Source organism: Propioniciclava soli, assembly GCF_014858005.1.
GTDB lineage: Bacteria > Actinomycetota > Actinomycetes > Propionibacteriales > Propionibacteriaceae > Propioniciclava > Propioniciclava soli.
The window spans coordinates 71,998-91,586 of the sequence record NZ_JACYOT010000004.1 but is presented as its reverse complement, the minus strand read 5'-3'; the positions used below and the strand labels follow the sequence as shown (position 1 = coordinate 91,586).

The window sequence follows — 19,589 nt, the reverse complement described above, 5'->3', positions numbered from 1 at the left end:
TCGCTGACGGCAGACGGGTACGACGAAGGCCCCGTCTCCCACGACGGGAGACGGGGCCTTCGGTCAGGCGTGGTCCACAGCCTCACTCGGAGGCGGTGTCGTCCCCGTCCGTGGTCGGTGCCTCGACGGCCTGATCGTCAGCCGCCTGCGCGTCAGCAGTCGGCTCGGCGGGTGCGGCGTCGGCCAGCGTCCCGTCGGTGCGGATGGCGGCGACGTCAACGACCTCACCGTTGGTGTCGGTGACGTGGGCGCCCTTGACGATCTCGGTCAGCACCTTGTTCCGGCGCACCTCACCCATCCATTCGGCGGTGTGGTTGTGCTCCATCATGTGCTGCATCTCCTGCTCCGGGGAGGTGCCGCTGGCCTGCGCCCGGCGGAACAGCATCTCGGTGAGATCGCTCTGCTCGATCGGCACCTCGGAGGTCTCGGCGAGCTTGTCGAGGATGATCTGCGCCTTCAACGAGGTGCGGGCGTTCTCCTCCACCTGGGCCCAGAACTCCTCCTGGTTCTCGGCCGTCTCGTCCTCGGACTCCTCCAGGTAGCGCTCCACCGTGTACCCGGCACGCGCCAGCTGGTCGCTGATCTGCTGCTTGCGGTTCTCGATCTCGGAGGCGACGAGGCCCTCGGGCAGCTCGAAGTCGGTCTTCGCGGCGAGGTCGGCCACGACGGCGTCCCGGGCGGCGTTGAGCTGCTCCAGGCGGGCGATCCGCACGGCCGCGTCGGCCAGGTCGGCGCGCATCTCCTCGACGGTGTCGAACTCGCTGACGAGCTGCGCGAACTCGTCGTCCACCTCGGGCAGCTCCTCGGTCTGCACCTTGGTGACGGTGACGTGCACGTCCGCGGTCTGGCCCTGCGCGGGGCCACCGACCAACTCGCTGCTGAAGTCGGCGCTCTCCCCGGCGGACAGGCCGGTGACGGCCTCGTCGAGGCCGTCGAGCATGCCGCCGGTGCCGATCGTGTAGGTGACGCCCTCGGCGGCGCCGCCCTCGACGAGCTCGCCGTCGACGCGGGCCTCGAGGTCGATGGTGACGACGTCACCCTCGGACGCCGCACGCTCCACGTCGCTGCGCGTGGCGAAGCGCTGGCGCATGACCTCGATGCGCTCGTCCACGTCGGCGTCCGACGTCGTGAGCGGCGGGACCTCGGCGGTCAGGTCCGCGGCGGCCGGCACCTCGAAGTCGGGGCGCACGTCCACCTCGGCGGTGAACTCGACCAGGTCGTTGTCCTCGAGCTTGGTCATCTCGATCTCGGGCTGGTCGAGCGGGGTCAGATCGTTGTCGCTGACGGCCTGGCCGTAGGCGTCCGGCAGGGCGTCGTTGATCGCGTCCTGCAGCACGGCGCCGCGGCCGAAGCGGCGGTCGATCACCGCGGGCGGCACCTTGCCCTTGCGGAAGCCCGGAATGGTCACCTGGGACGAAATCTCGCGATAGGCCTTGTCCAGGTGGGGCTTGAGGTCGGCGAAGGGGATCTCGATGGTGAGCTTGACCCGCGACGGGCTGAGCTTCTCGACGGTGCTGGGCACTGGTGTGGACTCCTGATGTCGGTTACAAGCGGGCGAACCCGGAGCGGATGACGGGAATCGAACCCGCGTCACCAGTTTGGAAGACTGGTGCTCTACCATTGAGCTACATCCGCGATGCGCCGATCCAGCCTAGCGGATCCACCCCCTCCACCGCGCATCGGACGCCCCCAGCGGGCGCGGAGCGCGGTCAGCCGAGCTTGGCCTCCACGGCGCGGACGAGTTCGCCGAAATTGACCATCGAACCCATCTCGCGGTCGCTGAACGTGATGCCGAACTCCTGCTCGACGCTGAACATCAGGTTGATGTGGGCCAGCGAGTCCCACCCCTCCACATCGCGGGCGACGGAGCCGTCGCCCAGCTCGAGATCGGGGTTGTCGAGGACCTCGCGGAAGATCTCGACGACCTGGTCGCGGACGGTGCTCACGATGCCTCCTGCAGGGTGGTGACAGAAACGAAACCCGGGTCGACGGGCCGGGCGGACGCCAGGTCCAGCGCCCACCATGTGGTGGTGGCTGCCGCCCCCTCCTCCGGTGCGGGGCTCTCCGCTGCGGCGCTCTGGGCTGCGGCGTCCCGGGGCAGAGCCTGGTCGCCCAGCGGGGAGAATCCGGCCTCGGCGAACACGTGGCGCGCGGGGACGTTGCGCCCCGACGGCACCCAGCTGCCCACCAGCCGCGTGAACCCGCGGTCGCGCGCGGCGCGGGCCAGCTCGGCGAGCAGCGCGAACTCGGCGGTGCGCTGCAGCACCCGGCACGACATGACCCAGGTGTCGATGACGAGGTCCCCCTCCCGGGCACCGCCCGGGACGCCGCCGGCCGTCACGGCCGTCGCCGCCGGGTTGGCGACGATGACGCCAACCAGGCCGTGGTCGTCGAACCGATCGGCCACCCGCAACCCCCACACCAGCCCGGCTGCGGCGACGAAGGCGTCCAGCTCGGCAGCCCCGGGCCGCTGCCCGGTCAGGTTGAACTGGTTGGTCTTGCCGATCAGCTGGACGATCCGGGTGCGGTTCGCCTCCCCGAGCGGCTCGACGCGGGCGGTCATGGCCAGCTGCGCGAGGAAGTCCTCGCGGCTGCCGGCGGCGCCGGCCAGCTCGGCGGCGCGGCCGCGAGAGCGGTACTGGTCGGTGCGCCGTGCGTCCTCCGCGGTCAGACCCACCGTGGCCAGCCCCGGGAAGGTCGCCAGCGCGGAGACGTAACCCGTCGCCTCGGAGGGCAGGTCGACCACACCCACCTGGGGCAGTTGGTGGCGGACGCCGTCGCGCTCGACGGGGTTGTCGTCGACGAACACGAACGCGTCGAGCCCGAGGCCGAGCCGGTCCGCCAGGCGCCGCAGCACCGCGGACTTGTCGTCCCACGTCGCCTCGAACGCCACGAAGTCGTCGAGGGTGAGCACCATGTCGGGGTGCTCGGCGAAGGGCAACCTGGCGTCGGCGTCGTTGTTCTTGGACACGACGGCCAACAGCAGGCCACGGTCCTTCAGAGCGCGCAGGAACCGCTGGATGTCCACGAACGCCTCCCCCGCCGGCCCGTCGCCCAACGCGAGACCACCCACGCCATCCTCGCCAACGACGCCACCCCACAGCGTGTTGTCGAGGTCGACGGCGATGACCTTGCGGGCGAGGCCGACGGCGGCCCCCAAGACGTCCGCGACCGCCTCCGCCAGCAGCGGCACGGCGGCCAGCCCGACGGCGTTCTTGCTGAGGTACCAGTAGCGCGCATCGAACCAGGCGCCCGCCCCCGCGCGCAGCGCGACCTGCTCGGCATCCACCAGGTGGACGCCGTCGCCGACCGCCTCGGCGAGGGCGAGGTTGAGGCGTCGCACCTGCCGCCGACGTGCGCCGGGCAGGCCCAGCCCGAGGTGGCCCAGCGGGTCGTCGACGGGGGGCACGAACGTCGCCTGCACGACGGTGGCCCCGGTGCGCTCCCGCAGCAGGGACCACAGGTGCTGCCAGCGGTCGATCTCCCGGGCCAGGTCGTCCTCGGGGGCGGTCGACAACTCAGGGAAGTGCAGCTCGCGCTGGTCGGCGAGGATGACGACAACCTCGGGCGCGAAGGCGTGGAGCTCGCTGCCCGGGTCGAGGATCTCCTGTTCGAACAACCGGTACCCGCTCGTCCACGTCGTCAGGTGCAGGCCGTGCACCGCCGCCGCGACGCGGAGGGCGGCCGTCAGCTGCTCCCCCGTGTGGCTGGACAGGACGGCCACCCGCAGCGACCGGCGCGCCCAGCCTGCGTCCGCCACCTGGGCCAGGGCCTTGTCGGCCGACAGCCAGGCGGCGAGTTCGTGGGTGCCCCGGGCCACCGCGGTCACCGCCCGGACCGTGGCCGTCACATCACCGGAGCGCCGCGCGTCCCGGAGCGCGGCCACCAGGGCCGCATGGGGTGGCACCGGCACGCTCACGATTGGCCTCCGGAGGACGCCGACGTGCCGGTGGGATCGGCCGCCTCGGACGCCCGGGGTGCCGCGCGACGGATCACCCGCGGGGGTTGTGCCAGCACGGTCGCCCCGGCCGGCACGTTGGTCATCACGACGGCACCCGGCCCGATGACTGCATCGTCACCGATCGTGATCGGGCCCACCAAGGTCGCACCCGCTCCGATCGACACCCGGTTGCCCACGATCGGGGCCTCGCGGCGTCCGGTGAACACTCCGCTGCCGGCGCCGATGGTGACGTTCTGCCGGATCACGACGTCGTCGCCGATCACGGCCTGGGGGTGGATCACGATGCCGCTCTGGTGCGCGATGCGGACGCGGCGGCCTAGCTTGGCAGTGTGCGGAAGCTCGATGCCGTAGACGTTGCGGACGACGGTGCTGGCCACCCGCTGCAGCGGCCGGAGCGCCGCTGCGGCCGGCTTTGGGAACCGGCCCTCGTCCAGCCACTGACCCAGTCGCGCGGTGGCCACGGCCTGGAAGCCCGGCACGAACGGCGACTCGTGCTGGCGCACGTCGTCGCGGAGTTGCTCGACGAAGGGGACCCTGGCGACCGCCGCCACCCACCGCGTGCGCGGCGGCGGCAGGGGCGATGCCGCGCGCTCGGCCCCCGAGTTGCCGACGCCGGTGCTGTGGGCCCGCGTGTCGTCGGCCCCGGTGCCGGCGTCGTCGAAATGCGTGTCGTGCATGGTTCTTCCCCCAAGGTGGTCAGGCGGAACGCCCGTCGGACGGGGGAAGGGCACACAGGTGACCGGCGATCCTCTCCGCCCAGTGTTTCACCGGGTTCCCGGTTGGACAAATGCCCACGCTCTCCGGTTGCCGTGCCACGGAGTGCAGTTCCCGGGTCGCTGCGTACCGGGTGTTGGCCCACACCAGCAGCAACAGGGGCGCCAGTGCCACCCCGAGCCCGAGTGCCGGTGCCGCACCCGCGACACCAACGAATAGGGCAGCCACAAGGACATTCACCGCGCTGAAGTACCAGCCACCTCGCGACGACTAACACGCCGACATGCAGGGCATCCCGCCGACGGAGTTGCCTCCGCTCCTCCCCCACCACGAGGGCCGCCATCGCGACGAGGCAACTCATCACGATGCCCATGGCCAAGACCGGAATCGGCGCTGCACTACGGCCTGCGACGAGCAAGAGAGCGCACGCAGCCAGCCGCCGACGGTCACCGTCGCGCGCCGGCGTCCTGCCTCGGAATGCGAGCCTCAGAAGGGCGAACCGTGTCGCAGAACGAACACGACGGCGGAGGCCAGCGCGAACAGGAGCAACGAGGCGCCCATGAGCGGGCAGGCGACGCGGCTGGTCGTCCGCGTGGAGCGACGCAGCAGCGGCACGAGCGCGACCAGGCCGGCCAACTGCAGGACGGCCAACAGGGCCAAGGAGACGTCGTTGAGGAGCCAGACCATCGGGAGGAAGTGGGCCGCCACGACCACCGCGATCCACCAGGCGACCCACCGCGCCTGCCCCCGCCGCCAGAGCACCAGGGCCCCGGCGCCCGCGAGCACCACTTCCACGGCGACGAGCACGCCGAACCACGGGTAGCGCCCCTCGAGCGCCGTGGGCTGCTGCCACCCCTGGATCACCGCCCAGACGAACGGAACCGCCAGGAGCATGCCGACGGCCGAGCCGACGCCGAGCTTCCACCGCCACGAAGGCTCCGGGTCCTCCTGCGCCCATCCGAACCACGCGAACGCCATGACCCCGAACCACGCGATCGTGAAGGCCTGGTCGCGGACGAAGTCGGTCAGCATGGTGCTCCTGGGGTCGGGGGCCGGGATCCGCACATCGGCACGGTTCGGGTCACCGTAGCGGAAGACGTTTCGTCCTCCGGCGGCGTCCACGACAGCGCCGGACTCCTGCTGGGGTCGGCCCCGGGGTGGACGCTCAGTGGTGGCCGCCCCCGTGTCCGCGGTGCAGGGGGAGCACCCCGGGCGCCATGACGACGAAGGGCCGCATCATCGTGTGGTCCTCGTGGTCGAGGATGTGGCAGTGGTACATGAAGCTGCCAGTGGCCCCCGCGAAGCGGCCGAGCACCGAGACCCACTCACCCGGTTGCAGCACCCAGGTGTCCTTCATGCCCGCCGCAGCACCCACCAGGGGCCGCCCCGGCCCGGGCTGCGGCAGCGGGTCGGTGACCGTACCGGTGGCCGGGTCAAAACCCGGCACCGTTCCCCCCGGACCCAGCGGCCACTGCCGGCGGGCGATCATCTGGAACTCGGTCATGTGGATGTGCATGGGGTGCGGCGGCCCGCCGAGATGCAGCAGGTGCCACACCGCCCAGGCCCCGTGGGGGAAGAAGATCGTGGTCGGGTCGTCGAAGAGGCGCGCCACGGGGTGCAGGGCCATCACCGTCCCGTCAGTGCGCGTGATGCGGATGACGTCGTGGTCGGGGACGGGCGCGCCGTCGGTGAGTTCCTGCAGCTCCCACAGACCCGGATGCAGATTGCCGTGGGTGCCGGGCGGCACCACGCCGACCCACACGTGCTCGTGGGTGTGGACCACCTCGTCGCCGATGCCCAGCGTCCCGTCGTGGTGGTGCCGGTAGCGGTGGTACTCCTGGCTGAGCACCCGGGGCACCTCCCACTCGTCGCGCTCGCGTCCGGGCCGGACGGTGATCTGCAGGATGGTGGCGTCCGCTTCGCCCGGTTGGGCGTTGAGGACCGTCCCGTTCTCGTTGCGGAGCTCCAGGGTGCGTCCCCCGAGGCGGCGCAGGTCCACCACCACGTCGAGTCGCTCGCCCGGGCCGAACTCGATGAGCCCATCCTGGGGCGTCGAGGGGGTGGGCAGGAGACCGCCGTCGGTGCCGATGACGACCCACGCGGGGGCCAGACGGTGGGCGCCGAAGGCCGGTGACGTGGCGGGGACGGACACGTCAGGGGCGAAGACCTCGTCGGTGGTGTCGTGCAGCGCGAGGCGCAGGGTGCGTGTGCCGGACGCGTTGAGCAGCCGGAACCGGTACCAGCGCGGCCGGGCGCGCAGCACCGGCCAGATGGTTGCGTTGGCGGTGTGGAAGGGCCCGCTGAAGGGCACGTCCCCCACGGTGCCGCCCTCCGCGAACTGGAAGCCGGAGTGCTTGTAGAGCACCCGGCCGGTGAAGACGCCGTCGGTGTCGGTCTCGAGGTTGCGGTCGCCGAGGGTCAGCGGGATCTCGAACTCCCCGCGCGGCAACCCCAGCTCGTGCTCGCGCCAGTCGCGGATGAGATAGAAGCCGGCCAGGCCAGCGTGGACGTTGAAGCGCGTGACCGCCATCGCGTGGTCGTGGTACCACAGCGTGGTCGCCTCCTGCTCGTTCGGGTACGTGCAGCGGGTCACCCGCCCCGGCAGGGCGACGTTGTGTGCCCAGCCGTCGTTGTGGCCGTCGGTGAGGGCCCCGTGCAGGTGGACGACGGTGGACGCCCCCACGGTGGCGGTGCCGGGCAGGGGCTCGTAGGAGTCTGGGCCGGTGGCGACGGTGGTGGATCGTCCGCCGGGGCGCATGGCGGTCGCGAAGTCGGCGTTGAACGGCACCGACCCGAACGGCAGCGGCGGCACGCGCACCACGTCGAAGGGCAAGGTGGCGGGAGCACCGTCGTCGGCTGCGAGCGCGTTCTCCCAGTCGATGCGCGCCTCCTGGCCACGCAGCACCTCGATGGTCGGGCCGGGCACCGAGCCCTCGTACCCCCAGGCCTCCACCTCGGGCAGGTCGGCGTGCCAGCGCACGCGCGTCCGCTCGGCGGCGATGCGGATCGGCTGGTTCGCCGGCCGGTGCCAGGCCCGGATGACGGGCGGGATGCGCAGCCGGTCGCGGAACTTCGCGAGCCCCAACCCGGACGCCACGCCCGGCAGGGGTGCCTGCTCACCGGCAGCTGCGCTCGGCGGCCAGGCCGGTTCAGCCACCGGCACCGTCTCGGGGGCGCGAGGCGTCGGGCGGGCGTCCGCATGCCCCGGGGCGGGAGGCGGAGGCGGGGCGTCGCCGGTGGCGACCCGAAACGCGTGGGCGAGGGAACCGGGAGCGAGAGCATTCGTCATACCGATCAGGTGTGTGGCCCCGGGCCTTCTGATACCCCGCAGCATGCCTGGTGCGCGGCCGGTCGGGAGCGCACGCCGGCGTTGTGCCTTTCCCTGCCCGGACGGGGTGGCCCAAGATGGGCGGATGCCCGACCGATTCGGACGCCTCGTCGCCCTCGCCACGGACGACGCACTGCGCGCCTTCGCGCTGGCGCGCGCTCCCCGTCCGGTCCGCGCGCTGGCGGGGGCGCTGATCGCGCCGCCCACCCGCCGGCTGGCCCGCGATCTGGTGACCTTCGACGACGCCATCGACCGCTGTGGGCTGCGCGCCGCCGCGTCCGACCTGCTGGCCCGGCTGGTGCCGGAGCTCGAGGCGTCCGGCATGGAGCGGGTGCCGGCCGAAGGGCCGGTCCTCATCCTGGCCAACCATCCCGGCCTGTTCGACGCGATCGCGCTGCTGGCGGCGCTCCCCCGCGAGGACCTGCGCATCGTGGCGCGCGAGCACGCGTTCACCGCGGCGCTGCCGCACCTGCGCGAACGGCTGATCGTGGTGCCTGCAGCGGGCTCCCGCGGGGAGGTGGTGCGGGCGATGGCGAACCATCTGCTCGCGGGCGGGGCGGTGCTGACGTTCCCGGCGGGCCGCATCGAGGCCGACCCGGCCGTGCGCCCGGTTCCGGCCGGCGCCCCTGCAACCGCGCGCAGCACGGACGCCCTCGCCCGGCTCGTCCCGAACCTCGCCACCGTCCGCGTCGTCGTGAGCGGCGTGCACACCCGCCGCGGCCTGGAGCACCCGCTGACCCGACTCCGGCGTGACCCGGACGACCGGGACTGGCTCGGCGCCGTCCTCCAACTACTCGTGCCCTGGCTGCGCACGCGGCGCGTCCGGGTGGACGCCCACGGCGCGGGGTGATCAGCGCAACGGTGGCCGAGGGCAAGGCCCCGACGGAAAGCCGTTGACAACGTGCGCCGCCCGTGCAAATGTGCGCGCTCCCCCGTGGAAGCGAGCGGCGGTCCTAGGTTTCGCGGCAGGTGCCGAGAGCGGAGCGGGTGTCGTCAACGATCTGTGCCACACGGTCGATGACCATGCCGAGCGCCCCATCGTCACTCCCAACCCAGCGCATGGCGTGGTCTGCCCTGACGGAGAAGTCATGGGTGTCAAGGGCCAGCCGCGCCACATCGACGACCAGACCCTTCTCGTTGGTCGGCCACGAACCGGCCGCGGCGTGCCATCCGTGCGCACAGAACATCAGGGCCGTCGAGCAACAGAGCACCACGTAGGCGCTGTCCTGCTTCGCGAGCCCCTTGCGAGCCGCGTCCATCAGGAAACCTGCCTGCCACAGGTTGTCGATGAAGGAGGTCCGCAAAGCACGCGGGTAAGGTTCCAGACCCTCCCGGAGCGTGGCGACCACTCCTGACGGGTCCGCGAGTGGAACGCACGTCGCGATCTCACCGGCATAGCTGACGTCAAGGAAGCCCAGCGGATGCCCTGGTTGGTGGTGGAACGCGAACTCGCCCTGGACCGCACGTTCACACTGCGTGCGGACGCGGTCCGTGTTCCGCAGAATCCAATCAACAGGGGTGGCATCCACGCTCAGCCATGCCCCACCATCCACCCACGGACCCCAGGAACCAGGACCGGCGACACGGACACGGCCCACGTCGCTGAAGGCCTCGGTCTGTTCGCACAGAGCGTCCAGGTCGAGGTCGGCGCGCTGATAGTAGAGGCCGAGATCGACGTCCGAACCTTCATGATGGGTTCCCCGCGCTCGGCTGCCGCCCAGGACGACCGCCTCGACACCGGGCACACCCACCAGCGCATCCGCCATGTCCTGGAGCCGCTGGTGCGTGATCACCCAGACAGTCTGAGCCAACCACCGTCAGTCGACAACTGCACTGGAAACTGACCGACGACACGCTCATCGCATCGGCGGCGGATCCCGCCGGACGGTCAGCCGGCGTCCTCGTCCGGCATCTCCGCGCGGCGGTAGGGCGAGAGCGTCAGCAGGAGGGCGGATAGGCCGAGGCCGGCGATGCCGACCCAGAACGCGGACCGGTTGCTATAGGTGGCTGCGAACCACCCGGCCAGCGGGGCCGAGACCACGATCGTGCCCCAGTTGAGCGAGCGGATCGTGGCGTTCATCCGTGCGCGCAGCCGGTCCGGGGTCACTGCGCTGCGGTGGCTCATCGTCAGCGGGTCGGTGAGGCCGTTGGCTGTGCCGTAAACGAGCTGGCCGAGGACCAGGAGCAGGAAGCCGGCCAGACCTGGCGGTGCCAGCACCATCAAGATGAGGGCGAGAGGGGTGAGCCAGGCCGCGACGCAGACGACCGGGCCCAGGCCGAGGCGCTCGGCCAGCGCCGGGGCGAACCCGGCGGCGGCGACTCCGGCCAGACCGGCGCAGGCGAGCGCCACACCGATCTGGAGCGCGCTCAGCCCCAGCTCCTGGCTGGCGTAGAAGACGAGGATCGTCATGACACCGGAGTTGAAGAAGAACCACAGGTGCAACGTGATCGCGTAGGGGCCAAGGGTCCGGTGGCCGTAGACCCAGCGGGCACCCTCCGCGAGGTCCCGCCCGATGCCGCCGCGCAGCGGCCGGGTGGGAGCCGGCTCAGGCGCGCGGACCGTCCACACGAGGACCGCGGACACCGCATACGTGAAGGCATTGACGAGGACCGCGACCGGTGCGCCGACGCCGCGGATCAGGGCCCCGGCGAGGATCGGGCCCACCGACTCGGCCGCGGTCATCGACTGATCCAACCTGGCGTTGGCGCGGGGCAGAAGTCTGGTCGGGACCAGACCGGGCAGGAACGATTGGTGCGCCGTGGTGGCGCACATGGAGGCCCCGCCCACGACGAACATCAGCACCGCCGTGAGCGGGATGGTCAGCACCCCCGCCAGCGCCAGCGTCCCCACCGCGGCGAGGGCGACTGCGCACACCGCGTCGCCGGCGACCAGGACGGGGCGTCGAGGCACCCGGTCGATCAGCACCCCGACGACGAGCCCGAAGAGGAGCATTGGAAGCCACTGCGCCGCCTTGACCCAGCCGAGGTCCGCCTGGTCGGCACCCAGCGACTCGATCAAAAGCAGCTGGAGGGCCAGTCCCGAGGTGAACAGGCCCAGCCACTTGACGGTGTCGGAGAGCCACAGCCGGACAAAGGCGGGGTAGCCGAAGAGGGGCGCCCCGGCAGGGTCAGGAGGCGTCATCCTCAGCCTCCCGGTCCTCACTGGCCCAGACTAGGGCGGGCTGCGACACGTTGGGGTGCGCGGAGGGTGCGCAACCACGCCGTCCTGGTCACAAATCTCGGCTGACTGAAGCAACAAGTGGTCGGGGCGACAGGACTCGAACCTGCGGTCTCCTGCTCCCAAAGCAGGCGCGCTAGCCACTACGCTACGCCCCGGTCAACAGGGGTCGAGCCTACCGCGTCACGAGCCGATCTCCCCCATCAGCAACCAGGCGAGGCCGTCCAGGGCCGGGTGCAGCCGGTCGGCGTGGTCACACAGCAGCAGTGCCTCAGCCTTCTCGGACGCCTGCGTCGCGGCCCGGCTTACGGCCCAGTGTTCGGGCACCATGCGCAGCAGCGCGATGGCCAGGCCGGCGTCCGCCTCGGACAAACCGACCGGCTGGCCAGGCAACCCACCGCCGAGCCGGTTCACGAAGCCGGACGCCACCGCGCCCCACCGTTCCTCGGGCAGATTCCGCAGCACGGCGTTCTCGAGCTGGGCCAGGGGGTCGTCCGTGGCGCGGTCGAAGACGTCGGTCAGCGCGAACGGCGGCAGACCGGCGCGCAGCGTGCCCCACCACAGGCGGGTCCCGATCACAGCCAGGCCCGGTACATAGTCGGCCGCAGCCACGGCGTCGCACGCCGCCCGCAGGAGGTCGGGGTCCCGGGTCTCCTGGGCGATCACGCCGCTGATGGCAGGGCCCCACACGTCGCCGCGCCCCAACCAGTCCTCACGTTCGAGCCAGTCCAGAGCCCGCTCCGGCTCCGGGGTCAGGCCGTGCGCCAGGGCCCCGGCCACCACGGCCGCAGCCGACGACGCCGACCCGCCCGGTCGCGTCTCCAGGCGCTCGGCCGCCAGATCCATCACCAGCGACCCCGCTTCCGGCGTGAACGACAACCGCAGCCGCTGCACCCCGCGGACGCCGTGCACGGCGAGTTCCCGGTGCCCGGGTTCGCCCGTCACCAGGGCGTCCGTCCCCACGGTCGTCAGGTCCACACCCGCCCCCGGGGTGACGCCGAGGTCGGGCGTCCGCAGCACCATCTCGTCGCGGGGTGCAACGAGCAGGTCGGGCAGCCAGGCCGGCAGCTGGGACGCCGCCGCGTCCACCGTGGCGATCGAGGAGAACTCCAGCGTCGTGACGTGCCGCCCCAACGGACGCAACGACCCGGTGGGGTGCGCCAGGTGGAACGCGGCCACGCCTGCGCCCAACCCCTCACCGCGCCGGTCGGCGGCCAGGAACACCGGTGCCGACTGGGCGGCCCGAAAGAAGCCGCGCCGCACGCCCACCAACAGGCACGGCCCGGTGCCGGCCGCCGGGGCGCAGACGATGAAACCCTCGGTGTCCGAGCTCCACGACCACCCAACCCAGGCGGGGGCGAGCGTCACCGCGACACCGAGCGGCGGCAGCGCCCGCTCGGCGTCGGTGTGGTTGTCGAGCGAAACGGTGCTGACCCACCCGGTCGCATCGGGCGTGTGGCGCAGCCGGGCGGTGAACGCCTCGGCGCGAGTGAGGCGCACCTCATCCTCGTCGGGCGTGAAGCCGGGGACGGGCTCCCCCGGCAGCCCGAAGGCCAGTTCCGCGACCCGTTGGCGACCGTGTCGGACGGCGAGCCCGCGCCCGCCGCCAGTCACCTGACAGGAGAAGGGCCAGGTGTCCGGAGAGCTCGGCGGGACCGGCCGGCTCACGCCCACGCCCCACCGGGGAGCGGACGCCCCACCGACCCGGCCGGCTGGCAGACGGGGCACCAGTACAGGTTGCGCCCGGCCAGGTCGCTGGTGGCGACGGGCGTGCCGCACACGTGACAGGGCAGGTTGGCGCGGCGGTAGACATAGACCTCGCCGCCGTGCCGGTCGACGCGGGGGTCGCGACCCATGGCGTCCGGGGTGTGCTGGTCGAACACCGTGTCGATGCGCCCCACGTCCACGGCGGCGCGCATGAGCGTGACCAGATCGCCCCAGACGGAGTCGAACACGGGCCGGGGCAGTTGCGCCGCCGGCAGCATCGGGTCGATGCCGTGGCGGTACAGCACCTCGGCGCGGAAGATGTTGCCCACCCCGGCGAAGGCCTTCTGGTCCATGAGCACCGCGGCGAACGGCTTGCGCGAGCGGTGGACCACCGTCCACGCCCGCTCGGGGTCGGCGTCCTCGCGGATCGGGTCCGGACCCGAGGAGAGCACCACCCCGGCGCGCTCGTCCGGGGTGATGAGCCGGCACCACTGCGGGCCGCGGAGATCGGCGGCGGTGACGCCGTCGGTGATCCGCAGCCGCAGCGTCGCCGGGTTGGGGGCGGGAAATGCGTCGGTGAACAACAGCTTGCCGATCAGCCCGAGGTGGATCCAGACGGTGCCCGGTTCGAAGTCGACCAGCAGGTGCTTGCCCACGCTGTCGGCACCCGTCAGCACCGTGCCGTCCAGCAGCGCGGCCGCGTCCTCGAACCGGCCCTGGGGGCTGCTGACGCTGACCGGACGGCCGGCGAAGGCGTCCGCGAGAGCCCGGGCGAGCCGGTGGGTGACGTGCCCCTCGGGCATCGGGACTCCTTTGCGGCCGGACGGTGCCGGCGGTCGGCGGGCGCGTCGCCGCGCTGATCAGACGGGACGGCTCAGCGGGCCTGGCGCTCCTCGTAGGCGTCGAGCATGTCGATGCGCCGCTGGTGGCGCGGATCCCCGGAGAACGGCGTCTCGAGGAACACCTTGGCCATGTCGAGCGCATCCTCAAGGCTCTGCATGCGCCCACCCAGGCTGAGCACGTTGGCGTTGTTGTGCTCGCGCGTCAGGCGCGCCATGACGGTGTTGTAGGCCAGCCCGGCGCGGATGCCCTTCACCTTGTTCGCGGCGATCTGCTCGCCGTTGCCCGAGCCCCCGAGCACGATGCCGAGCGAGCCGGGGTCGGCGGCCACGGCCTCGGCGCAGGGAATGATGAGTTCGGGATAGTCGTCGGCGGCGTCGTAGGTGTCGGCCCCGTGGTCGACGACCTCGTAGCCGAGCGCGGTCAGTTCCTTGACCAGGTACTGCTTGAGATCGAACGCGGCATGGTCGGTGGCGATGTGAACCCGCATGTCAGTCATCCCTTTCGTGGTCGAGGGGTACGCACAGGACGCGCGACCCAGTGGTCGGTCAGTCAAACAGGGTCAGTCGAAGATCGGCCCGACGTCGCGGGTGCGCTTGAGCTCGAAGAAGCCGGGGTAGGCGGTCACCTTGACGAAGCCGTCGAACAGCTGGCCGGCCTCCTCGCCCTTCGGCGCCGGCGAGATCACCGGGCCGAACAGCGCCATCCCGTTCACGTGGATCACCGGGGTGCCCACCTCGTCGCCCACCGGATCCATGCCCGCGTGGTGGCTGGCGCGCAGGGCGTCGTCGTGGGCGTCGGTCTCACCGAGGTCGGCCAGCTCAGTCGGCAGCCCGGCGTCGGCCAGCGCGGCCTCCAGCGTGGCGCGCGAGCGGTCCTCCTCGCCCGGGTGGAGCCGGGTGCCGAGGGCGGTGTAGAACTCCCGGAGCTTCTCGGGGCCGTGCTCGCGCTCGACGCCGAGGGCGACGCGCACGGGCGCCCAGGCGGCGTCCATGGAGCGGCGGTAGTTCTCGGGCAGGTCGCGCCCCTCGTTGAGCACCGCGAGGCTCATCACGTGGAAGGTGGTGTGCACGTCGCGCACCTTCTCCACCTCGAGCATCCACCGGGAGGTCATCCAGGCCCACGGGCACACGGGATCGAACCAGAAGTCCACCTGCTGCGTCATGGGCACCACCCTACCCACGCGGGGGCCCGGTTCGGGGGTGCGGGAAACGTCGGAGCCGGGCGCTAGGGTGGCCGGTGCACCTGTCGATCGACCCTGGGACGGAGCCCCATGTTCGGAGCCAACATCACCCGCGACGAAGCCGCTGTCCGGAGCCGCCAGCTGGAGGTGACGTCCTACGAGGTGTTGGTCGACCTCACCGGACGCCGCCCGGGCGGCGAGCCGCTGGCATCCCCCGACACCACGTTCGTCTCGACGACGACGGTGCACTTCCGCTCCATCGGCTGCGTCGCCAACGCCAACCTCATCGCCGAGGAGGTCATCGACGCCGACCTCGACGGCGCGCCGCTGCGCCCCGAGGCGTTCGACGGGGAGCACCTCACGCTCGAACTCGCCGAGGGCGACCACACGCTCACCGTGACGGCCGTGATGCGCTTCTCCCGCACCGGCGAGGGCCTCCACCGGTTCATCGACCCGGCCGACGACCGCACGTACCTCTACAGCCAGTTCGAGGTGGCGGACGCCCGCCGCATGTACGCGACCTTCGAGCAGCCCGACCTCAAGGCCCCGTTCCGGCTCACGGTCGTGGCCCCGGCGTCCTGGACCGTTCTGTCGAACGCCCCCGCCGTGGCGCCGACCCCGGCCGACGAGGGCTTCGCCGTGTGGGACTTCGCGCCGACCCAGCCGATCTCGACCTACATCACCGCGCTGTGCGCCGGTGAGTTCCACACCGTCACCGACACCCACACCCGCAACGACGGCTCCACCATCCCGCTGTCGATCCACGTGCGCGCGTCCCTCGCCGAGCACCTCGATGCCGAGCGCATCTTCGAGACCACCCAGCGCGGCTTCGCCGTGTTCGAGGACCACTTCGGGCTCAACTACCCGTTCGACGACTACGCCCAGATCTTCGTGCCGGAGTTCAACTTCGGGGCCATGGAGAACGCGGGCTGTGTGACGTTCCGCGACGAGTACATCTTCCGCAGCCGGCAGACGCGGGCGTCCTACGAGAGCCGCGACAACACGATCCTCCACGAGATGGCGCACATGTGGTTCGGCGACCTCGTGACGATGAAGTGGTGGGACGACCTGTGGCTCAACGAGAGCTTCGCGGAGTGGGCGTCCCACTTCGCCCAGGCCGAGATCCGCGCCCAGTTCGACGACCGCGCCGACCCGTGGGCGACGTTCAGCAACAGCCGCAAGACGTGGGCCTACCGGCAGGACCAGCTGCCCTCCACCCACCCGATCGCCGCGGACATGTACGACCTCGAGGCCGTCGAGCTGAACTTCGACGGCATCACCTACGCCAAGGGCGCCTCGGCGCTGCGCCAGCTGGTGGCGTTCGTCGGCGTCGAGGACTTCCTCGCCGGCGTCCGCGCCTACTTCGCCGAGCACGCCTACGGCAACACCGAGCTGCCCGATCTGCTGGCCCACCTGGAGGCGGCCTCCGGGCGCGATCTGTCGTTCTTCACCAGCCAGTGGCTGCAGACCGCCGGGGTGAACACGCTGGCGGCGGAGTGGGAGCTCGGCGACGACGGGGCCTTCACGCGCTTCGGCATCCGGCAGACCGCGTCGGAGCAGTGGCCCACGCTGCGCCAGCACCGCGTGGCGGTCGGCTGCTACGACCTGGTGGACGGGGCGCTGGTGCGCACCGACCGCGTCGAGTGCGACATCGACGGCCCCTTCACCGAGGTGCCCGAGCTCGTCGGACGCCCGCGCCCGGCCCTGCTGCTGCTCAACGACGACGACCTCACCTACGCCAAGATCCGACTGGACGCGACCTCGCTGGCCACGCTCGTGGAGCACGTCCACGCCCTCGACGACGAGCTCGCCCGAGCCCTGTGCTGGGGCGCGACGTGGGACCTCACGCGCGACGGCGAGATGGCGGTGGCCGACTACGTGGACCTTGTGCTGCGCGGCGTCGGCGTGGAGTCCGACCTCACCGCCGTGAGCGCGCTGCTGGGGCAGGCCCGCCTCGCGATCGACTACTACGCGCCGCGCGACCAGCGCCGCGCCCTCGCCGACCGGTTCCAGGTGGGCGTGGCCCAGCTCATGCTGGCGGCCGAGCCGGGTTCGGACCACCAGCTCGCCCTCGTCCGCGCCCTCGCGCTGGCGATCAACGACGCCGTGGGCGCCGAGGTGCTGCAGGCGTGGCTGAACGGCGAGGAGGTGCCCGAGGGGCTGGCCGTCGACACCGACCTGCGGTGGCGGCTGCTCACCGAGCTGGCCCGCGTCGGTGCGATCGGCGAGGCAGAGATCGCGGCCGAGGCCCAGCGCGACCGGACGGCCACCGGGGCCGAGAAGGCGGCGGGGGCCCGCTCGGCCCTGGCCGACGCCGACGCCAAGGCGGAGGCCTGGGCCGCGGCCACGCAGCGCGACACCCCGAACGAGACGCACTTCCAGATCTGCTCGCAGTTCTGGCAGCTCGACCAGGACGAGCTGCTCGCCCCCTACGCCGAGCGCTACCTCGACGTGGTCGCGGCCATCGCCGAGCAGCGCGACGGCTGGGACAAGCGCTCCACCACCATCCGGCAGCACGTGCTGGGCCTGCTGTTCCCCCGCCCGCTCGCCGACCGGGCGTTCCTCGACCGGCTGGACGCCTTCCTCGCCGAGCGCGAGCTGCCGGACGCCGTCCGCCGCCTCGTGCTCGAGCGCCGCGACGACGCCGAGCGCGCGCTCCGGAACCAGGAGGGGGCGCCGACGCCGCAGGGGGCCCAGAGCGAGCAGCCGGCGGAGTGAGGCACCCGTGAGCGCGACGGTCGCCGAGATTGCCGGGTGGCTCGACGGACGGTACCCGCCCGGCCTGGCGGAGGACTGGGACCAGGTCGGGCTCAGCGTCGGCGAGCCGGACGCCGCGGTGTCGACCGTGCTCCTGAGCGTGGACGTGACCGACGCCGTGGTCGCCGAGGCGATGACCCTGGGGGCCGAGCTGATCGTCTCCCACCACCCGCTGTTGCTGCGCGGCGTGCACGGCGTCCGCGGCGATGACCCCAAGGGCCGGGTGGTGACCGCGCTGATCCGGGCCGGGATCGCGGTGTACACCGCGCACACCAACGCCGATGCGGCCCCCGGCGGGGTGGCGGACTGCCTGGCCGACGTGCTGGGCCTGGTGGAGCGGCGTCCGCTGGTGGCCGCCCCGGCCGGAGGCGGCCTGGGCCGCATTGGGCGCCTGCCCGAGCCGCGCCCCGCCCGCGCGGTGGCGCGTGCGCTGGCCGCCGGCGTCCCCGCCACCGCCGGCGGGGTCAAGCTGGGCGGTGACCCCGAGCGGCTGGTCAGCAGCGTGGCCGTGCTGGGTGGTGCCGGTGACTCGATGCTGGACGACGCGCGCGCCGCAGGCGTCGACTGCTACGTGACCGGTGACCTGCGCCACCACCCGGCGCAGGATTTCCTCGCCCACGCCGACGCCCCCGTGCTCATCGACGTGCCCCACTGGGCCGCGGAGTGGACGTGGCTGCCCGCCGCCGAAGCGTTCCTGCAGGCGGCGGCGTCCGAACGTGGCGTGCCGCTGACCACCCACGTCTCCACCCTCAACACCGACCCGTGGGCGCTGCGCCTGCCCTGAACCGCCGAGCCGGGGGGCGGGATCGCCGCGACGAAAATTGTCGGAGGCGCCTGCGATGATGGGCACCATGCAGCGCACCGATGCCTTCGTCTCCCCGTCCGACCAGATCGCCCTGGCCCGCTACGCGTGGCCGGTGGACGCCCCGCGCGGCGTCGTCCAGATCGCCCACGGCTTGGCCGAGCACTCGGCGCGGTACGACCGCCTCGCCCGGGCGCTCAACGCCGCCGGCTATGCGGTGGCCGCGATCGACCACCGCGGCCACGGTGCGTCCATCACCGACGTGCCGGGGGACTTCGGTGCGGGAGGCTGGGACGGGCTCGTGGCGGACCTGGTGGGCTTCGGCCGACGGCTCCGCGACGAGAACCCCGACGTGCCGCTGTTTCTCGTGGCGCACTCGATGGGCTCGTTCGCGACGCAGTCGGCACTGTTGGACGCCTCCGACGTGTGGGATGGCGTCGTGCTCTCCGGAACGACGGCGGTCGACGTGACCGTGGCCGCCCTGGCCGAGGGCGGCGGTGGCGGCGGGCTCGAGGCGTTCAACGCGGGCTTCGAGCACCGCACGGGGTACGAGTGGCTCTCGCGGGACGAGGCGGAGGTGGACGCCTATGTCGCCGACCCGCTGTGCGGCTTCGCCACCCCGGAGGCGACGATGCCGGCGATCTTCTCCCACGCCGAGCGGTTGGCGGACGCGGCGGCGCGCGGCGGCGTCCGGCCCGACCTGCCCCTGCTGCTCGTCTCGGGCAGCGACGACCCACTCGCCCGCGGCGGTGACCTCATCGAGCAGCTGGGTCAGCGCTACCGGGACGCGGGGCTCGCGGACGTGACCGTGACCGTGTACCCCCAGGGCCGCCACGAGGTGTTCAACGAGACCAACCGTGACGAGGTGACCGCGGACGTCCTGGCCTGGATCGAGGCGCACACGCCGCGGTGAGCGTTCAGCTGCGCTCGAGCTCGGTCGAGGGATGCGAACGACGGAACCACGTGGGCCCCAGGATGAACAGGGTGAACACGGCACCGATGCCGAACGGGATGATGAGGACCAGCCACAGCATGTCCATGAGCGTCGGCGTGTACGCCTCGGGCCAGCCCGGCAGCGTCTGGAGGATCGGAAGTCCGAGCAGGTGGGTCATGGCCGGA

The 19,589-nt window shown here is 72.1% G+C and carries 17 protein-coding genes and 2 tRNA genes; 4 read left to right on the top strand and 15 right to left on the bottom strand.

Features of this window, described 5'->3' with window-relative positions; genetic code table 11:
• Window positions 1-82: 82 nt before the first annotated feature.
• The 7 genes from tig to IFY26_RS03205 form a co-directional block, all read right to left on the bottom strand.
• Entirely contained in the window at window positions 83-1,522 is a 1,440-nt protein-coding gene (gene tig / locus IFY26_RS03235; protein ID WP_232547560.1) for a trigger factor, read from the bottom strand.
• Between the two features lie 42 nt (window positions 1,523-1,564).
• Window positions 1,565-1,635: transfer RNA gene (locus IFY26_RS03230), tRNA-Gly, on the bottom strand.
• A 74-nt stretch (window positions 1,636-1,709) separates the two neighbouring features.
• Window positions 1,710-1,946 (bottom strand): acyl carrier protein, encoded by a 237-nt coding sequence (locus IFY26_RS03225; RefSeq protein WP_232547559.1) that lies wholly within the window; start codon window positions 1,944-1,946, stop codon window positions 1,710-1,712.
• A complete protein-coding gene (locus IFY26_RS18080; RefSeq protein ID WP_232547558.1) occupies window positions 1,943-3,919 on the bottom strand; it encodes an HAD-IIIC family phosphatase in 1,977 nt (658 codons plus the stop codon). Before IFY26_RS18080 ends, IFY26_RS03225 begins: the two co-directional genes overlap by 4 nt.
• Complete coding sequence (locus IFY26_RS03215; RefSeq protein WP_232547557.1) at window positions 3,916-4,638, bottom strand: serine O-acetyltransferase; 723 nt, start codon at window positions 4,636-4,638, stop codon at window positions 3,916-3,918. Before IFY26_RS03215 ends, IFY26_RS18080 begins: the two co-directional genes overlap by 4 nt.
• 523 nt (window positions 4,639-5,161) lie before the next feature.
• Window positions 5,162-5,707 carry a hypothetical protein gene (locus IFY26_RS03210; RefSeq protein ID WP_232547556.1) on the bottom strand — a complete coding sequence of 182 codons (546 nt, stop codon included), beginning with the start codon at window positions 5,705-5,707 and terminating at the stop codon, window positions 5,162-5,164.
• A gap of 133 nt (window positions 5,708-5,840) precedes the next feature.
• Entirely contained in the window at window positions 5,841-7,832 is a 1,992-nt protein-coding gene (locus IFY26_RS03205; RefSeq protein WP_232547555.1) for a multicopper oxidase family protein, read from the bottom strand.
• Between the two features lie 256 nt (window positions 7,833-8,088).
• Here IFY26_RS03205 and IFY26_RS03200 point away from each other — a divergent pair, with 256 nt between their 5' ends.
• A complete protein-coding gene (locus tag IFY26_RS03200; RefSeq protein ID WP_232547554.1) occupies window positions 8,089-8,853 on the top strand; it encodes a 1-acyl-sn-glycerol-3-phosphate acyltransferase in 765 nt (254 codons plus the stop codon).
• Window positions 8,854-8,956: 103 nt separating this feature from the next.
• On the opposite strand, the gene IFY26_RS03195 is transcribed toward IFY26_RS03200, so the two are convergent.
• From IFY26_RS03195 to IFY26_RS03165, 7 genes are all read right to left on the bottom strand, one after another.
• Window positions 8,957-9,796, bottom strand: a complete 840-nt coding sequence (locus IFY26_RS03195) for a nucleotidyltransferase domain-containing protein (protein ID WP_232547553.1) — start codon at window positions 9,794-9,796, stop codon at window positions 8,957-8,959.
• 95 nt (window positions 9,797-9,891) lie between these two features.
• Entirely contained in the window at window positions 9,892-11,145 is a 1,254-nt protein-coding gene (locus IFY26_RS03190) for an MFS transporter (protein WP_232547552.1), read from the bottom strand.
• 118 nt (window positions 11,146-11,263) lie between these two features.
• A tRNA-Pro gene (locus IFY26_RS03185) sits at window positions 11,264-11,339 on the bottom strand.
• A 25-nt stretch (window positions 11,340-11,364) separates the two neighbouring features.
• Window positions 11,365-12,681 carry a hypothetical protein gene (locus IFY26_RS03180; RefSeq protein ID WP_232547551.1) on the bottom strand — a complete coding sequence of 439 codons (1,317 nt, stop codon included), beginning with the start codon at window positions 12,679-12,681 and terminating at the stop codon, window positions 11,365-11,367.
• A 164-nt stretch (window positions 12,682-12,845) separates the two neighbouring features.
• On the bottom strand, window positions 12,846-13,691 hold the full coding sequence (locus IFY26_RS03175) for an Fpg/Nei family DNA glycosylase (protein ID WP_232547550.1): 846 nt from the start codon (window positions 13,689-13,691) through the stop codon (window positions 12,846-12,848).
• Between the two features lie 71 nt (window positions 13,692-13,762).
• Window positions 13,763-14,218, bottom strand: coding sequence for a ribose-5-phosphate isomerase (locus IFY26_RS03170; protein WP_232547549.1), 456 nt, complete (start codon window positions 14,216-14,218; stop codon window positions 13,763-13,765).
• 72 nt (window positions 14,219-14,290) lie between these two features.
• Window positions 14,291-14,893 (bottom strand): mycothiol-dependent nitroreductase Rv2466c family protein, encoded by a 603-nt coding sequence (locus IFY26_RS03165; RefSeq protein ID WP_232547548.1) that lies wholly within the window; start codon window positions 14,891-14,893, stop codon window positions 14,291-14,293.
• A 108-nt stretch (window positions 14,894-15,001) separates the two neighbouring features.
• Here IFY26_RS03165 and pepN point away from each other — a divergent pair, with 108 nt between their 5' ends.
• The 3 genes from pepN (at window position 15,002) to IFY26_RS03150 (ending at window position 19,383) form a co-directional block, all read left to right on the top strand.
• On the top strand, window positions 15,002-17,629 hold the full coding sequence (pepN, locus tag IFY26_RS03160; protein WP_232547547.1) for an aminopeptidase N: 2,628 nt from the start codon (window positions 15,002-15,004) through the stop codon (window positions 17,627-17,629).
• A 7-nt stretch (window positions 17,630-17,636) separates the two neighbouring features.
• Entirely contained in the window at window positions 17,637-18,452 is an 816-nt protein-coding gene (locus tag IFY26_RS03155; protein ID WP_232547546.1) for a Nif3-like dinuclear metal center hexameric protein, read from the top strand.
• Between the two features lie 67 nt (window positions 18,453-18,519).
• Complete coding sequence (locus IFY26_RS03150) at window positions 18,520-19,383, top strand: alpha/beta fold hydrolase (RefSeq protein ID WP_232547545.1); 864 nt, start codon at window positions 18,520-18,522, stop codon at window positions 19,381-19,383.
• A gap of 4 nt (window positions 19,384-19,387) precedes the next feature.
• On the opposite strand, the gene IFY26_RS03145 is transcribed toward IFY26_RS03150, so the two are convergent.
• Window positions 19,388-19,582 (bottom strand): LapA family protein, encoded by a 195-nt coding sequence (locus IFY26_RS03145; protein WP_232547544.1) that lies wholly within the window; start codon window positions 19,580-19,582, stop codon window positions 19,388-19,390.
• Between the last annotated feature and the right edge of the window lie 7 nt (window positions 19,583-19,589).

Coding starts and splice junctions, on each gene's coding strand:
- IFY26_RS03215 (WP_232547557.1), bottom strand. CDS start 4,638: ATGCACGACACGCATTTCGACGACGCCGGCACCGGGGCCGACGACACG.
- IFY26_RS03150 (WP_232547545.1), top strand. CDS start 18,520: ATGCAGCGCACCGATGCCTTCGTCTCCCCGTCCGACCAGATCGCCCTG.
- IFY26_RS03145 (WP_232547544.1), bottom strand. CDS start 19,582: ATGACCCACCTGCTCGGACTTCCGATCCTCCAGACGCTGCCGGGCTGG.
- IFY26_RS03200 (WP_232547554.1), top strand. CDS start 8,089: ATGCCCGACCGATTCGGACGCCTCGTCGCCCTCGCCACGGACGACGCA.
- pepN (WP_232547547.1), top strand. CDS start 15,002: ATGTTCGGAGCCAACATCACCCGCGACGAAGCCGCTGTCCGGAGCCGC.
- IFY26_RS03190 (WP_232547552.1), bottom strand. CDS start 11,145: ATGACGCCTCCTGACCCTGCCGGGGCGCCCCTCTTCGGCTACCCCGCC.
- IFY26_RS03170 (WP_232547549.1), bottom strand. CDS start 14,218: ATGCGGGTTCACATCGCCACCGACCATGCCGCGTTCGATCTCAAGCAG.
- IFY26_RS03175 (WP_232547550.1), bottom strand. CDS start 13,691: ATGCCCGAGGGGCACGTCACCCACCGGCTCGCCCGGGCTCTCGCGGAC.
- IFY26_RS03165 (WP_232547548.1), bottom strand. CDS start 14,893: ATGACGCAGCAGGTGGACTTCTGGTTCGATCCCGTGTGCCCGTGGGCC.
- IFY26_RS03210 (WP_232547556.1), bottom strand. CDS start 5,707: ATGCTGACCGACTTCGTCCGCGACCAGGCCTTCACGATCGCGTGGTTC.